The 16042-nt window shown below is 45.5% G+C and carries 14 protein-coding genes and 2 pseudogenes; 3 read left to right on the top strand and 13 right to left on the bottom strand.

Annotated features, from left to right (window positions below; translation table 11 throughout):
- Window positions 1-50 precede the first annotated feature (50 nt).
- The gene (locus ACESTK_RS12425; protein WP_148462786.1) at window positions 51-1076 is read left to right on the top strand and encodes a branched-chain amino acid aminotransferase; all 1026 of its coding nucleotides are present in this window, start codon (window positions 51-53) and stop codon (window positions 1074-1076) included.
- A 119-nt stretch (window positions 1077-1195) separates the two neighbouring features.
- Here ACESTK_RS12425 and ACESTK_RS12430 read toward each other — a convergent pair whose 3' ends face one another.
- Both ACESTK_RS12430 and ACESTK_RS12435 read right to left on the bottom strand, forming a co-directional pair.
- A complete protein-coding gene (locus ACESTK_RS12430; protein WP_173718256.1) occupies window positions 1196-1687 on the bottom strand; it encodes a dihydrofolate reductase in 492 nt (163 codons plus the stop codon).
- Window positions 1665-1817, bottom strand: a pseudogene (locus ACESTK_RS12435) (DUF6783 domain-containing protein); the annotation flags it as partial. The gene ACESTK_RS12430 and the pseudogene ACESTK_RS12435, both read right to left, overlap by 23 nt.
- Between ACESTK_RS12435 and ACESTK_RS12440 the strand changes: the two are divergent.
- Window positions 1767-1889: pseudogene (locus ACESTK_RS12440) on the top strand (hypothetical protein); the annotation flags it as partial. The pseudogenes ACESTK_RS12435 and ACESTK_RS12440 sit on opposite strands and share 51 nt — an antisense overlap.
- Here the strand turns inward: ACESTK_RS12440 and thyA are convergent.
- On the bottom strand, window positions 1864-2712 hold the full coding sequence (gene thyA / locus ACESTK_RS12445) for a thymidylate synthase (protein ID WP_368368683.1): 849 nt from the start codon (window positions 2710-2712) through the stop codon (window positions 1864-1866). The pseudogene ACESTK_RS12440 and the gene thyA overlap by 26 nt on opposite strands.
- Before the next feature lie 251 nt (window positions 2713-2963).
- Here thyA and ACESTK_RS12450 point away from each other — a divergent pair, with 251 nt between their 5' ends.
- Window positions 2964-3479 (top strand): VanZ family protein, encoded by a 516-nt coding sequence (locus tag ACESTK_RS12450; protein ID WP_118579198.1) that lies wholly within the window; start codon window positions 2964-2966, stop codon window positions 3477-3479.
- Window positions 3480-3718: 239 nt separating this feature from the next.
- On the opposite strand, the gene ACESTK_RS12455 is transcribed toward ACESTK_RS12450, so the two are convergent.
- The 10 genes from ACESTK_RS12455 to ACESTK_RS12500 all read right to left on the bottom strand — a co-directional run bounded on the left by ACESTK_RS12455 (window position 3719) and on the right by ACESTK_RS12500 (window position 16007).
- On the bottom strand, window positions 3719-4153 hold the full coding sequence (locus tag ACESTK_RS12455) for a hypothetical protein (protein WP_173718255.1): 435 nt from the start codon (window positions 4151-4153) through the stop codon (window positions 3719-3721).
- Window positions 4154-4164: 11 nt separating this feature from the next.
- Window positions 4165-5907 (bottom strand): ABC transporter ATP-binding protein, encoded by a 1743-nt coding sequence (locus ACESTK_RS12460; protein WP_373119882.1) that lies wholly within the window; start codon window positions 5905-5907, stop codon window positions 4165-4167.
- Window positions 5907-7640, bottom strand: coding sequence for an ABC transporter ATP-binding protein (locus tag ACESTK_RS12465; protein WP_148462791.1), 1734 nt, complete (start codon window positions 7638-7640; stop codon window positions 5907-5909). The genes ACESTK_RS12460 and ACESTK_RS12465 overlap by 1 nt, the downstream gene beginning before the upstream one ends.
- A gap of 1 nt (window position 7641) precedes the next feature.
- On the bottom strand, window positions 7642-9168 hold the full coding sequence (malQ, locus tag ACESTK_RS12470; RefSeq protein ID WP_373119883.1) for a 4-alpha-glucanotransferase: 1527 nt from the start codon (window positions 9166-9168) through the stop codon (window positions 7642-7644).
- A 210-nt stretch (window positions 9169-9378) separates the two neighbouring features.
- A complete protein-coding gene (locus ACESTK_RS12475; RefSeq protein ID WP_118579210.1) occupies window positions 9379-11034 on the bottom strand; it encodes a peptide ABC transporter substrate-binding protein in 1656 nt (551 codons plus the stop codon).
- Window positions 11035-11137: 103 nt separating this feature from the next.
- Window positions 11138-12148, bottom strand: a complete 1011-nt coding sequence (locus ACESTK_RS12480) for an ABC transporter ATP-binding protein (protein WP_118579213.1) — start codon at window positions 12146-12148, stop codon at window positions 11138-11140.
- Window positions 12149-13156 (bottom strand): ABC transporter ATP-binding protein, encoded by a 1008-nt coding sequence (locus tag ACESTK_RS12485; protein ID WP_118579216.1) that lies wholly within the window; start codon window positions 13154-13156, stop codon window positions 12149-12151.
- Between the two features lie 15 nt (window positions 13157-13171).
- Entirely contained in the window at window positions 13172-14530 is a 1359-nt protein-coding gene (locus ACESTK_RS12490) for an ABC transporter permease (protein WP_148462792.1), read from the bottom strand.
- Window positions 14531-14532: 2 nt separating this feature from the next.
- Entirely contained in the window at window positions 14533-15477 is a 945-nt protein-coding gene (locus tag ACESTK_RS12495) for an ABC transporter permease (protein ID WP_118579219.1), read from the bottom strand.
- 380 nt (window positions 15478-15857) lie between these two features.
- A complete protein-coding gene (locus ACESTK_RS12500) occupies window positions 15858-16007 on the bottom strand; it encodes a hypothetical protein (protein ID WP_173773360.1) in 150 nt (49 codons plus the stop codon).
- Window positions 16008-16042 lie beyond the last annotated feature (35 nt).

Here is a 16042-nt window from a genome sequence, read left to right on the forward strand (position 1 = left end):
GATTCACAATAAGAATCTCCCCCCAAAAACCACGCTAGGAGGAAATTGTTATGGAAAAAAAGAACATTGACTGGGGCAACCTGGGCTTTGGTTATGTAAAAACAGACTACCGTTATGTATCCAATTATAAAGACGGCAAGTGGGATGAGGGAGGCCTTACCACAGATGATATGGTTACCATCAGTGAGTGTGCAGGTGTCCTTCAGTATGCACAGACTGTTTTTGAGGGTATGAAAGCATATACTACAGAAGACGGACATATCGTTACTTTCCGTCCTGACCTGAACGGTGAGCGTATGGAGCATTCCGCCGCAAGACTGGAAATGCCTGTATTCCCGAAAGACCGTTTTGTTGACGCAGTTGTTCAGACAATTAAAGCAAATGCAGCATATGTTCCGCCATATGGTTCTGGTGCTACTTTATATGTACGTCCGTACATGTTCGGAAGCGACGCTGTTATCGGTGTAAAACCTGCCAGCGAGTATCAGTTCCGTGTATTCACCACACCTGTCGGACCATACTTCAAAGGCGGCGCTAAGCCGATCACAATCCGTGTCAGCGACTTTGACCGTGCTGCACCAAATGGTACCGGTCATATCAAAGCTGGTCTTAACTACGCAATGAGCCTTCATGCGATCGTTGACGCTCATAAGAACGGATTCGATGAGAACATGTATCTTGATTCCAAGACTCGTACCAAGGTTGAAGAGACAGGCGGAGCAAACTTCTTATTCGTAACAAAAGACGGCAAGGTTGTTACTCCGAAGTCTGACAGTATCCTTCCATCCATCACACGTCGTTCTCTGATCTACGTTGCGAAAGAGTACCTTGGACTTGAGGCTGAGGAAAGAGAAGTATACTTCGACGAAGTGAAGGATTTCGCAGAGTGCGGTCTTTGCGGTACTGCTGCTGTTATCTCTCCTGTTGGAAAGATCGTGGACCACGGCAAAGAGATTTGCTTCCCAAGCGGCATGAACGAGATGGGACCGATCACCAAGAAGCTGTATGAAACCCTTACCGGAATCCAGATGGGACGCATCCAGGCTCCAGAGGGATGGCTGAAGGTTATTGAATAATTCCTTAAGCTTCCCATTTTTCGTATTTTTTCAAACACACTCTACACAGCATATAACAAAAATCAGTTCTGTCGTGATGGCAGAACTGATTTTTTTTAAAACACATTATATTTTCCCGCTTATTTATTTCTCTCATATCTCACAAACTTATATTCCAGATCAAAATATGTCTGCTCTTCGCTCTCTGCTGCCACATGCCACTGTGGATCTTCATCCAGATTCGGAAAATAACTGTCTGCAATATAGGCGAAATCGATCTTGGTCACTTGAGCAGCATCGCAATAAGGAAGAAGCTGCTTATAGATAGTGTCGCCGCCGATGCAGTATACATCTTCTGCCGGATACTTTTTCAATTCTTCCATAAGCTCTTCAATAGAATGAACGATTATGGCATCTTTCACCTTGTAATTCTCATTTCTGGTAAGAACGATGTTTATGCGGTTTTTAAGAGGAAGCCCTCCTGGGAAACTCTCCAGGGTCTTTCTTCCCATAACACAAACCTTGCCAGTGGTCTCCTGACGAAACATTTTCATATCCGCCGGAATGCTTACAAGAAGCTTATTGTCTTTTCCAATTCCCCAGTTTTTGTCAGCAGCTACTATTATTTTCATTTCTTATAATCTCCTTTATACGAACTCCTAGAGCGTGTCTAAAAATCATTCCCGCAATCTGCACGCCCCACTTTGCGGGAGATTTTGCCCAAATTCGGTTGCCGTAGCCCGCTACAGCAGCCTCACCATATCTGAAACGCATGCGGCATTGGAACCCTTTCTCATTTACTCCATGTTTAAATGGCAATCGGAATATTTTTAATCTGAGGCCAGGTCTGATAATTCTCCACGATCAGATCATCCGTGGTAAAATCATAGAAATTCTTCACATTCGGATTCAGTTTCACAGTCGGTGCCGGATAAGGTGTCCTGGAAATCAGCTCCTTGATAACCGGAACATGTCTGTCATAAATATGACAATCCGCGATCACATGTACCAGCTCACCGGCTTCCATGTCACAGCATTGTGCGATCATCATAAGAAGAAGGGAGTACTGGCATACATTCCAGTTATTTGCAGCCAGGATATCCTGGGAGCGCTGGTTCAAAATGGCATTTAAAGTCAGCTTGTCCTTTCCAGGCTCCTTTGTTACATTGAAGGTCATAGAGTAAGCACATGGGTAAAGATTCATCTCATGAAGATCTTCATGCACATAAATATTGGTCATAATACGACGGCTGTATGGATTATTCTTCAGATCATAAAGAACACGGTCTACCTGATCCATCATGCCTTCTTTGTACTGATGCTTCACACCCAGCTGATAACCATACGCTTTTCCAATGGAGCCATTCTCGTCAGCCCAGCTATCCCAGATATGGCTGTGAAGGTCATGAATGTTGCTTGATTTCTTCTGCCAGATCCAGAGGATCTCATCCATAGCGCTCTTTAATGCGGTCTTGCGAAGGGTCAGCGCTGGAAATTCCTTTCTCAGATCATAACGGTTCACAACACCAAAACGTTTGATCGTATAAGCAGAAGTGCCATCCTCCCACACTGGCCGGACCTTCTCCCCTTCTGTACTGGTTCCGTTCTCAATTACGTCTTTACACATATCTATAAAAATATGATCAGCTAAACTCATACCTGTCTTTTTCCTCCTGGTCTCCATTGTGCGTTCTTTATAGCAACACGATACCCGTCTGCAAGAGTCTCTCCACACCAAGTATCTCGCTGCTTTTCATACTTCAACAATTTTAGCATAGATTCCTGTAAATAACAAGTTCTTTGCCCTCCTGTCTCACTCCTGCTTGCTCTGGTTTTATTGTTTTTTCAAAACCTTGTCAAATCACCTTTTTCTTTACAATCTTATTTTCCCGTGTTATAGTAAACCCCATGAAGAAAATTTTAATCCATTTACTGAAACCTCTTTCTTTTCTTCCTGCAATTCTGATGATGTATCTGATTTATTCATTTTCAGCCCAGACAGGGGAGGTGTCCGGAGCCCTAAGCTATGAAGTCAGCTACCAGATTGTGGAAACCAAGAATGAAGTTCTCAACGAAAACAAAACTTATGACGAGCTCGCCTATTCTGCCAGCTCCATCGAATTTTATGTGCGAAAAGCCGCTCACATGACAGAGTACTGTCTGCTTGCCATTGCCATTTCTTTCCCACTTTATGTTTACGGAGTAAGAGGTATCTGGCTGATCCTGCTGGCAGGCGCCATATGCGTAGGCTTCGCAGGCTTTGATGAATACCACCAGTCCTTTGTGGCAGACCGCGGACCTTCTGTACGTGATGTGGGAATCGACAGCATCGGAGTCACAGCGGGAATCCTGTTGGTGCAGGCATTCTGCTGGTCCACTCTACATAACCCAAGCGGGAAACGCAGGCGTAGGAAACGGCGCTAGAGCGTGTATTTCAACAAAAAACAGACTTCTGATTGATTATCACTCATTCGGAAGTCTGTTTATTTTTTTTATATTTAGTATTGTATTCGTAATTTCGTGCTGTTATAATCATAAAACGCAAAAGTAACAGCCCGGTCTGCAAACTAGTACATCGTTCTCGAAATAACTACACCACTCATTTTTCATACATATATTAGCACTATCTAATATATCAATTTCTTTTCAAAAAACAATACTCTCTATTCTTCATCCTCTGTCGCATCCCCTAACTGGCTAACCAGATTAGCGCGGTCAGCAATAGACATTTTCTTATTCAAGGATGAAGTACTTTCCATTTTAGATTCAACTGTCCTTGAAGTTTCTGTCTCAGAAGCCTGTGCTTCACTTTCTGCATTCGACTCCTTCTGAATCTTGCCAGCCTTTATGCTGCCGCGGATTCCATTGATCACGAAAGCCACGCCAAGCACAATAAAAATCACTCCCGCAACCATAAAGCCAGGACTGCTGCCCTCAGCACCATTTATTACATTCTGGCAAAGTGAAACACCCAGATAAGCCACATAAACCCCTGCCAGAATCATAACCAGGCAGGTTCTCATAGGCATAGCAGACTTCCCATTTCTGGCTTTCTGCTTCTCATTTACATCAGTCTCTTCCAGATTCTTATTTTCCATATTCATCCCCCTTATGAAATAGCAAACTGACTCTCATACAGATTCGCATAGAAGCCCTTCTTCGCCAGCAATTCCTCATGTCTGCCCTGCTCGATAATATTTCCGTCCTTCATGACCAGGATCAGATCTGCCTCCTGAATAGTGGAAAGACGATGTGCTACAATAAAGCTGGTTCTTCCTTCCATCAACTCTGCAAAAGCCTTCTGCACCTTCACCTCAGTACGGGTATCAATGGAAGAAGTGGCCTCATCCAGAATCAGCATAGCCGGGTGCATCAGCATAACCCTTGCAATGCAGAGAAGCTGCTTCTGTCCCTGGGAAATATTTCCGCCTCCTTCTGAAATCACAGTGTCATAGCCGTTTGGCATACGCTTGATAAAACTATGGGCATGTGCGTGCTCAGCCGCCTCCATAACCTCTTCCAAAGTCGCATCCGGCTTTCCATAGGCAATGTTCTCGCGGATGGTTCCTGCCTTCAGCCAGGTCTCCTGAAGCACCATACCAAAGTTTCGTCTCAGGCTGTCTCTTGTCAGCTCTCTTACCGGATAACCGCTTACCTTAATCTGTCCCTTATCTACATCATAGAATCTCATAAGAAGGTTGATCATAGTGGTCTTACCGCATCCGGTAGGTCCGACGATGGCGATCCTCTGTCCAGGTTTTACGTCAATGGAAATATCAGTAAGAAGCGGAACTTCTTTTCTGTAAGAAAAGGAAACACTCTCCACGCTTACACGTCCGTCTGCTTTCTCCAGCTCCCAAGCATCTGGCGCATCTGGCTCCTGTGCCGGTGTATCAATAAAGTCAAAGAGACGTTTTGCACATGCCAGCGCATTCTCCAGCTCTGTGATAACGCCGGAAATCTCATTAAACGGCTTGGTATACTGATTTGCATAGTTCAGGAAGCTGGTCAGCTGTCCCACAGTCATACCGCCCTTAATTACTGTAAATGCACCAAAAATTCCAACTGCTGTGTAAACAAGACCATTTACAAAGCGTGTGGACGGGTTTGTAATAGAGGAAAAGAAAATCGCTTTGATTCCGCAGACGCGAAGCTCTTCATTTACTTTTCCAAACCTTTCATTAGCTCTCTCCTCATAGGAAAAAGCCTGCACGATCTTCTGATTTCCAACAAGCTCTTCCACAATAGAAGTCATCTCCGCTCTCTTCTCGGACTGCTCCTGAAACATGCGGAAGGTTCTGCCTGCGATAAAGCTTGCCACGAACAGGGAAATCGGAGTGAGCAAAATAACGATCACTGTGATCTTCACACTGATGGAAAGCATAAATCCAATGGTTCCAAAGATGGTCAGCACACCGGTAAACAGCTGGGTAAAGCCCATAAGGAGACCATCTGAAAACTGACTGACATCAGAAACAATACGGCTTAAAATATCTCCTGGCTGATTGGCATCTATATAAGATACCGGCACCTCCTGAAGATGGGCAAACGCCTGGCTTCGCACATCCTGCACCACGCTGTAGGTAACCTGATTGGTAAGAAGGTTCATCACCCACTGGGAAACTGCATTTCCCACAACGATCACAGCCAGAGCTCCAAGCACCTTCAAAAGTCCGGCTGTATTTACATTTCCCGGACCTACGATATTATCTACACCATTACCAATCAGAATGGGTGTATACAGGGTAAATCCAACGGTGACAAGCGCTGTCAGAAGCATAATGATAATTTTTGCTTTGTAAGGGCTGATAAATTTCAGTACCCTCTTCATAGTCTCTTTATTCCTTCCCATCAGCGGTTCACCTCCTGTTCGGAAAGCTGCGACAGGCAGATTTCTCTGTAGACCTCACAGGATTCCATAAGCTCTTTGTGTGTTCCCACACCAGCCAGCTCACCATCATCCAGAACCAGGATCTTATCTGCCTGCTTGATGGAGGTTGCTCTCTGGGAAACGATAAACACAGTCATTCCCTTTGTCTGCTCATGAATGGCATGACGAAGAGCCGCATCTGTGGCAAAGTCAAGGGCAGAAGCACTGTCATCCATGATCAGGATCTCCGGATCTCCCACCAGTGCTCTTGCTATGGTAAGACGCTGGCGCTGTCCGCCGGAAAGATTGGCGCCACCCTGACTTACCATGGTATTTAAGCCCTCCGGCTTACTTTTTACAAAACCACTTGCCTGCGCAATGGAAAGAGCCCGTTGGATTTCTTCTTCGGAAGCGTCCTCTTTGCCCCATTTCATATTGTCACGGATGGTTCCCTTAAACAGAACTGCCTGTTGTGGTACCATCCCCACCTTTTTACGAAGCTGTGAAAATGGATATTCTTTTACATTATTTCCATCAATTACCACATTACCGGAAGTTACGTCATAGAAGCGTGGGATCAGATTGACCAGAGTGGATTTACCACATCCGGTACCACCAATGATACCGATGGTCTCACCTGGTTTTGCCGTAAAGGAAATATGGGAAAGCGCCGGCTCCTTGCTGCCTGCATAGGTAAAGCTCACATCTTCAAAGACAACTCTTGCAGCGCCTGCATTTTCTTTCTGAACACTATTGCCCTGATCCGTGAGAGACGGCTGTGTATCCAGCACCTCATTCAGACGCACACCGGAAGCCATAGCCTTTGTCACTGCCACGATCAGGTTTGCAAGAGCGATCAGTGCGATCAGGATCTGGTTCATATAGTTTACAAGGGCAACCACTTCCCCCTGTGTAAGAATACCCACAGACACTTCCTTGCTTCCATACCAGAGGATTCCGATAATGGCAAAGTTCATGATAACCGTAGTGGCAGGATTCAGAAGTGCGGAAATTTTTCCCGCTCTTACCTGCACCTTGGTGTAATCGTCGTTTACTTCTGAGAATTCTTTATATTCTTCCTGCTGTCTTCCAAAAGCCCTTACTACTCTGGCACCCACATGATTCTCTCTGGTGATCAGGGAAATCCTGTCCAGGAATGACTGAGCCTTTTTGTAAATTGGCACTGTTGTGCGCATAATTCCGTAAATTACAATGGAGATCACCGGAACCGCAATCAGGAAGATCAGGCCAATCTTCACATCAATGGTAAAGGACATGATCACTGCACCCACAACAATAAAAGGAGAACGAAGGAACAGACGCAGCACCATGTTCACACCAGTCTGTGCCTGATTCACGTCATTGGTGATCCTTGTCACAAGGGTAGGAGTTCCAAGCATATCCAGTTCTCTGTAAGAAAGCCTGCTGATATGGGAAAAAAGCTCCTTGCGAAGGGCAGTGCTGAATCCCATGGCTGCCTTTGCAGAGAAATACTGTGCTGTCAGGGAACATGCAAGACCGATCACTCCAAGCAGTACCATGATCACACACTGGTGCCAGATATAGACATTGTCCTGATTCTTAATGCCGATATCCATGATTCTGGCAACAACCAGAGGCACGATCAGCTCAAAGGTGGCCTCCAGCATTTTGAACAAAGGAGCCAGAAAACTTTCTTTCTCATAGCCCTTCAAAAATATAAGCAATCTCTTCATCTTACTTCTTATTCTCCTGGATTCGTCCATATAATCTGGTCATGGCGTTAATTCTGTGAATGATCTCATCCGTAAGCTGACCTCTTGTAAGACGCCATTTCCAGTTGTCTCCCAAAGTAGAAGGCGTATTCATTCTCGCTTCATTTCCAAGACAGAGATAATCCTGCAAAGGTACTACGCACACTTCTGCTACTGAGGACTGTGCCGCCCGGATAAGCCCCCATACACATTCATCTGTGTCTTTCTCCTCACAGGCTGTGTACTGGTTCACGTAGGCTCTGTTTGACTGGGTAAGGTTCCCAAGCCAGCCCTTCGTAGTCTCATTGTCGTGGGTTCCAGTGTATACAATGCAGTTTTTGTCATATCGGAAAGGAAGATATACGCTCTCGCCGCTTTCATCAAAGGCAAACTGAAGCACCTTCATACCCGGATATCCGGATTCTACCAGAAGCTCCCTGACACTGTCTGTAAGGAATCCCAGATCCTCTGCGATCACATCCAGATCCTTAATTTTCTCCTCCAGGACCTTGAACAGTTCTATTCCAGGACCTTTTTCCCACTTTCCATTCTCAGCGGTCTCATCTCCATAGGGAACTGACCAGTACTCGTCAAAACCGCGGAAATGATCGATCCGGACCTTGTCGTACAGCTTCATACAGTGAGTCATACGAAGGATCCACCAGTTATAACCTGTTTTCTTATGATATTCCCAATTATAAAGTGGATTTCCCCATAGCTGACCAGTTGCGGAAAAAGCGTCTGGAGGACATCCTGCCACTGCTGCCGGTGTAGCCTCCTCATCAAACTGGAACAGATCCGGGTTCGCCCATGCATCTGCGCCGTCAAAAGCCACATAGATAGGAAGATCACCGATGATCTTAATACCTCTGTCATTTGCATATTTCTTCAGCCGGCTCCACTGGCGGTAGAACCAGAACTGCTGAAAGGCATAGAAGCTGATATCCTCCTTCAGCTCCTCTCTTGCCTTAGCAAGCGCCTCCGGCTTACGTGTCTTTAAGTCCTCCGGCCACTGATTCCAGGAAATTCCCTCCAGGCTGTCCTTTATTGCCATATAAAGACAATAATCTGCAAGCCAGAAGCCCTGCTCTTTCTCAAAGGCTTCCATCTCCTCACGGATCAGCTGAAGCTCCTTTTCTTTCCCATCCATCTGGTAAAAACGTCTGTAAGCCTTCCGAAGAAGGGAAAATCTGGAAAGATAAACCTTCTCATAGTCCACATAGCTTTTGCTGCCGCCCCAGTCACATTCTGCACATTCTGCTGCTGTGAGAAGGTCTCTCTGGATCAATTCCTCCAAATCAATGAAATAAGGATTTCCTGCAAATGTGGAAAAAGACTGGTAAGGGGAATCCCCGTATCCGGTAGGTCCAAGTGGCAGGATCTGCCAGTATTTCTGACCCGCTTCTGCAAGCTGATCTACAAAAGCGTAAGCTTCTTTAGAAAAACATCCGATTCCATAGTTGGAAGGGATACTGGATATAGGCAATAAAATACCGCTGGCTCTCATCATATGTTCCTCCTGTCTGGTTCAATAACCATTATCTGCTTATTATACCGCTATCATGCATAATCGGTCAACAGGATAAAATAGCTTCGCAAATTTTATCCTGCTTTCGTTGCTGCTCAAAAAAACAGGCACCCGGAAAAATTCCGAATGCCTGTCATTTTCTTCTGCATCACATTTAAGTAATAGCAAAAGACTTATATTCTTTTGACTTGATTATTTCTTACTTGTATAACCGAAGAAGAAGTATCCAAGTGGTGTGTAGTACATGCCGTCAATGTCTGGATTGAGCATATATGGCTGTGTATAGAAGTAGATTGGAGCAAGTACGCTGTCCTGTCCAATGAGGATATCCTCAGCTTCGTGGAATGCTTTCATACGCTCTTCCGGATCAGAAGTAGCTTTTGCTGCATCGATAGCTGCATCATAGTCTGGGTTAGAGTACTGAGCGTCGTTGTTACCGCCGTCTGTGTACCACATATCCAGGAATGAGCAAGGATCGTTGTAGTCTGCGATCCAGCCGTTACGGGCGATCTGGAAGTTACCATCTTTTCTGTTCTGAAGGAATACGTTCCAATCCTGGTTATTCAAGTTAACAGTTACACCAAGCTCTGTCTGCCACATGTTCTGAAGAGCCTCACCGATCTTCTTGTGGTTATCAGCTGTGTTGTACAGATACTCTACAGTCGGGAAGCCTTCGCCGTTCGGATAACCAGCGTCTGCAAGAAGCTGACGGGCCTCTTCGCAGTTAGCCTCATAATCCTCATCGGAAATGCTGTAGTAAGAACCGCCTACTGTACGGAAGTCATCACTACCAGCACCAGCTGCATCATTTACACCGTTCGGTACATATCCGTCAGCCGGAACCTCACCAGCCTGGGAAACGTTCTCTACGATGTAGTTACGGTCGATTACAAGTGAGAACGCTTTACGGATGTTAGGGTCAGAGAAAACTTCGTCCTCTGTGTTGAAGCATACATAGTAAGTTCCAAGATAGTCACCGATCTCAAGCTCGCCAGAAGCAAGGTAGGTCGGGATCTCGTCTACAGGAAGGTTCTCGATGAAATCAAGCTCTCCGTTGTTGTAACCTTTGAGCATTGCGTTGTTGTCATCAAGAAGTGTAAACTTGATAGTATCCGGTCCAAGATTCTCATAGTCATAGTAGTTCTCGTTTTTCTCCATGGAGATGTAAGCATTGTGAGACCACTCTGTCATTTTGTATGGTCCATTGCCAATGTATGTGCTTGGATCAAATGTCCAGTTGTCACTGCTCTCTACCATATCCTGACGAACCGGGAAGGTTGCCGGGAATGCCATGATTTCTTCGAAATACGGGCAGTCATAGGTAAGATCGATCTGAAGAGTCTGATCATCAACTGCTGTAATTCCAAGAGTGCTTGGATCCGCACTTCCGTCAGCAACTGCGTCATATCCTTTTACCATGTCGATCATGTAGCAGTAATCTGCTGCTGTCTCAGGATTTGCTAGACGCTGCCATGCATAAACGAAGTCACCAGCTGTTACAGCCTGTCCATCAGACCATTTGATTCCGTCACGAAGTTTAACAGTGTAAGTAACTGTACCATCTTCGTTCTCGGCCTTTTCCCAGGACTCAGCCTGTCCAGGAGCTGTGACAGCATTTCCTTCACCATCATTTACCCATTTAGCCAGACCTTCGAACATATGGTTGCACATGATAGCTCCATCAACTGCAGAGTTCAGTGCAGGGTCAATTGTCTGTGGTTCAGATGCGATACAAAGGTTCAGGTTGAATCCTTCGTCAGATGCTGTATCCTCGGCGAATACAGGAGTTGCTGCCATGCTTAATACCATAGCTGCAGTCAGTGCCATAGACATAAATTTTCTTCTCATTACATTTCCTCCTTTATGCTTTTTTGCGCCGCATGAGAGATGAGAATCGACGCTTGTATTCATCAGCTCTTCCGTGAAGAAGAACGAAATACCTAAACTTCCTTTATTTGTCCAGCAAATGGCAGGCTGCCCAGTGGCCCGGCTCATGCTCTCTGAACACAGGAGTTACCTGGCTGCACTTTTCAGTGGCATATGGACATCTGGTGTGGAAACGGCATCCGCTTGGCGGATTCATAGGACTTGGCACGTCTCCTTCCAGAATAATACGCTTTCTTGTCCGGCTCAGCTTTGGATCCGGAACCGGAACTGCGGAAAGCAGGGTCTGTGTATATGGATGGATCGGATGTCTGTTCAGCTCATAGCTCTCGCCCAACTCAACAAGAGAGCCAAGATACATAACACCGATTCTGTTGGAAATATGACGGACAACGGAAAGATCATGGGCAATGAACAGATAAGTCAGACCCATCTGCTCCTGCATGTCCTCCAGCATGTTTACCACCTGTGACTGGATAGAAACATCCAATGCGGAAATCGGCTCGTCACAGACGATGAACTCCGGTTTTACTGCAAGGGCGCGGGCAATACCAACACGCTGCTGCTGACCGCCGGAAAACTCATGTGGATAACGGTTTGCATGCTCTGTATTTAATCCAACCTGCGCCAGCAGCTCTTTGATCATGTCAGCGCGGTCTTTCTTACTCGCTGCAAGCTTGTGGATATCAATGGCCTCTCCAATGATCTCACCAACTGTCATTCGAGGATCCAGGGAAGCGGACGGATCCTGGAAAATGATCTGCATTTTTCTTCTGTAGGGAAGCATTTTAGCAGCTTTGGCTTTTCCAAGAGGTTTGCCGTCTTTATCCAGAGGATTGTCGTAAATGGTTTCGCCATCATAAATAATCTTTCCTCCGGTTGGCTCATAAAGGCGAAGAATCGTTCTTCCCAGTGTGGTCTTTCCACATCCGGACTCTCCTACAAGACCGAGTGTTTCACCTTTTTTGATATAAAGGGAAACATCCTGTACAGCCTGTACCCCCGGACCTTTTATGCCATTTACCGGAAAATATTTTCGTAAATTCTCAATTTCAAGAAGCTTCTTTTCTTCTGCCATTTATTTCTCCTCCTTGTTCATAAGCTCCTGAACCCGAAGCCAGCAGGCGGAACGATGTTTCTCGCCCACTTCCACGTAAGGAGGCATTTTCTTCAGACAGATCTTCATGCAATGCTCACAACGTGGAGCAAACGGACATCCTTCCGGCGGATTCAGCATATCAACCGGGGTTCCCTCGATTGGGATCAGTCTTTCATAGCTCTCGGCATCAACACGGGGCATGGAACGAAGAAGACCCTTTGTATATGGATGTGCAGGCTCGTAGAAAATGTCATCTACAGGTCCCTGCTCCACAATTTTACCTGCATACATAACGGATACCTTGTCACAGATATCTGCCACAACACCAAGGTTGTGTGTGATGAAAATGATTCCCATTCCGGTCTTTTTCTGAAGATCCTTCATCAAGTCAAGGATCTGTGCCTGAATGGTAACATCAAGGGCTGTGGTCGGCTCATCTGCGATCAGAAGCTGCGGATGGCAGATCAGTCCCATAGCGATCATGACACGCTGTCGCATACCGCCGGAAAACTCGTGTGGATACTGCTTCATACGCTTCTCCACATTATTGATTCCAACCAGTTCCATCATTTCCATGGCACGTTTCTGAGCTTCTTCTTTGCTGATTTTCTTATCATGGGCACGAAGAGCTTCCACAAGCTGATTTCCGATGGTGTAAACCGGATTCAGACAGGTCATGGGATTCTGGAAAATCATAGCTACTTTGTTTCCGCGGAACGCAGTCATCTCTTCCTTGGAAAAAGAAAGGACATCTTTTCCCTCGAAGGTAATGGAGCCTCCGATAACTTTACCTGGGGACTGAAGAAGCCCCATAATAGAATATGCCTCCTGGCTCTTTCCAGAACCAGATTCTCCAACAACTCCCATAACTTCGCCATAATCAAGGTCATAGGAGATACCGCCAACGGCTTTTACCTCGCCGGCCGGGGTAAAGAAGGAGACTTTCAGGTCTTTTACTTCCAGCAATTTATTTTTCTGTTCAGACATTGTTCTCCTCCTCTCTTATTTCTTCAGCTTCGGATCAAGAGCATCGCGAAGTCCATCGCCAAACAGGTTGAATGCAAGGATCATAATGCTCAGGATCACGGAAGGTACGATCAGTCTGTAAGTATAAGTGTACATACCGCTAAGTGCGTCTGTTGCCATGGATCCAAGGCTTGGAAGAGGTGCAGAAACACCAACTCCAAGGTAGGATAAGAAGGATTCCAGGAAAATTGCAGACGGTATCTGCAGGCAGGTAGTAACAACGATCTGTCCGATACAGTTTGGAAGCAGATGACGGCGGATGATTCTGCCGCCAGATGCACCAAGTGCTCTTGCTGCGGTTACATATTCCTGCTGTTTCAGCTGAAGTACCTGGCCACGGATAATACGACTCATGGTAACCCAGTATAACAGACCAAATGCAATAAACATGGAGATCAGGTTCGGTCCAAGTACATTGACAAAGGATTTCATAGGACTGGTTCCTGATGAATTCACATAGTCAGTAAGGATTGGTTTCAGTGCAGTTGCGATCAAAAGGACAACCAGCATCTCCGGAACTGCATAAATAAGTTCAACAATACGCTGCATCACTGCGTCCACCTTGCCGCCGCAGTAGCCGGAAATAGCACCATAAAGGGCGCCGATCACCAGTACCAGGATAGCTGCGAATACGCCGACAGACATGGAAACACGGGCACCATACATAACACGGACCAGAATATCACGGCCATACATGTCAGTACCAAATACATGTGGGAATACTTTTTCCCCATTTGCCTTGCGCTCAAGCTCTGCCTGGGAATAACCGAAAATATGTTTCTTGATTCCAAGCTCCTTGCGGACGGAATCCTCATCTACACTCTGCTCCTCAGAAGAGTCTTCTGAAGGTTTTGCAGCGACTTTTGCTTTTGCACGGATAACTGCTTCATCTTTCTTTGTAAATTTCTCGCCCTTTTTCTCAGCTTCTGCTTTCGCCTGGGCGATCATTTCATCTACATCCACTACATCGGACTGGGTTCTGGAAGCGATCTCGTCGTTCACACGCTGGGTGTCCTCCAGTGTGTAGTGATAGGGATAAAGGTTCTCAGCACCTTTGTTAAACTCGTCATAACCATATGGGATCAGAAGCGGGCCCACAAAGGCAAATAAAAACAGGAATACGATCACACCAAGTGCAACCATAGCCACCACATTTTTCTTTAATCTTCTCCAGGCATCTTTCCAGTAGGAAACACTCTGGCGGTCCTGAATGAAATCATCCTTCTCCTGTCTGGACGCAGATGCAAAATCATCCGGACTTAAATCCTGAAGGAGGTTCTCAATATCCGGCTGAAGACTCACCGGACATTTCTTAATCTTCTTATCTTCTGCCACGATCATTCTCCTCCTTTCGCAAGGCTGATTCTCGGGTCAGCAACCTTATAAAGGAGGTCTACAACCAGGTTCATCAGAATAATAAATGCTGCCAGGAAAATGGTAGTTCCCATAATAACCGGATAATCACGGTTCTGGATGGACTGTACGAAGTAACGTCCAAGTCCTGGAATTGAGAATACACTCTCTACAACAAAACCACCACAAAGAGTAAAGGCCACCTGCGGTCCTAAGTATGTAATAACCGGAATCAGTGCATTTCTAAGAGCATGCTTGAAAATAATCTTTTTGTTCTTCAGACCTTTGGCGCGGGCTGTCTTAATGTACTCCTGGCTTAAGGAATCCAGCATGGCAGAACGTGTCTGACGTGCTGTATAGCACATTGGGTAAAAGCCCAGGGCAAAGCATGGCAGTACATAGGCGCGCCATCCCTGCGACGGATCAAAAATAGACGGAAACAGATTCAGTGCATTGTTTCCGGTCAGGGTTACCAGAAGAACAGATGCCACAACGAAGCTTGGCATGGAGATTCCAAGTGTACAGATCACACGAAGAATGCTGTCTGTCAGCTTGCCTCTCTTAAATGCGGCAAGACAGCCAAGAGGTACACCCACCAGAATCGCCCATGCAAGTGCAAGTGCACCTACCTTGGCAGATACCGGGAACATATCCACGATAATGTCAAGAACTGCACGGTTCTTCTGCATCTTAAGTGATACACCGAAGTCACCGTGAAGAATATTTTTCAGATACATAAACAACTGTACATAGACCGGCTTATCCAGTCCATATTTGGCATTCAGCGCAGCCAGTGTGGTCTCAGAAGGTGTTTTTTCACTGAGCCATGGGCTTCCAGGTACAGCATTCATCAGCAGGAAGGTAAGACAGGCTACCAGAAAGATAGTCAGAATCGCCATTCCAAGTCTTTTTGCAAAATACTTTCCCATTTTTCCTCCTTATTTTTTCCGGTCGAAAACATTTATTTCGGTTTCCTTTATGAGCGATGCCGTCAAAAACGCCACACCCATATCAGACTGATTTCTGACCAGAGTTCATTTTTATAATATATGAAAAAAATTATAGCATTTCAATTCGCTTTATTCAAGTAACATTTTAAACTTTAGAACGGTGACGGTGCAATTTTTTAAGCTTGTACTATTTTTCAGTGCTATTATGGTATATTTTTTGTGTATTTTATACAAAGACATTTGTTTGTTTCACAAGCGCAGATTGTTTGTCATAACACTACAGCATGTTTAAAAAAGACTTGGGAGCCTGTTTCAAAAATCATTTCTGCAATCTATATAAAACTAATCTATTTTTTAGTTCAAAAAAGAAGGATACCAGCTTGGCATCCTTCTCTCTCAATTCTTACCAGTTCCCCTTTTGCTTCATCCGGCTCCATATCTTTGCCGCAGCTCATAAGAAAAGCCACACCCAGAAGAACCAGCAGCAGAATCCAGCCTTTTTTTCTCATATAGTTCTCCATTTCACACTGTATTTCTGTGAGTA

The organism is Ruminococcus sp. Marseille-P328 (assembly GCF_964249465.1).
Taxonomy (GTDB): Bacteria; Bacillota; Clostridia; order Lachnospirales; family Lachnospiraceae; genus Blautia_A; species Blautia_A faecis.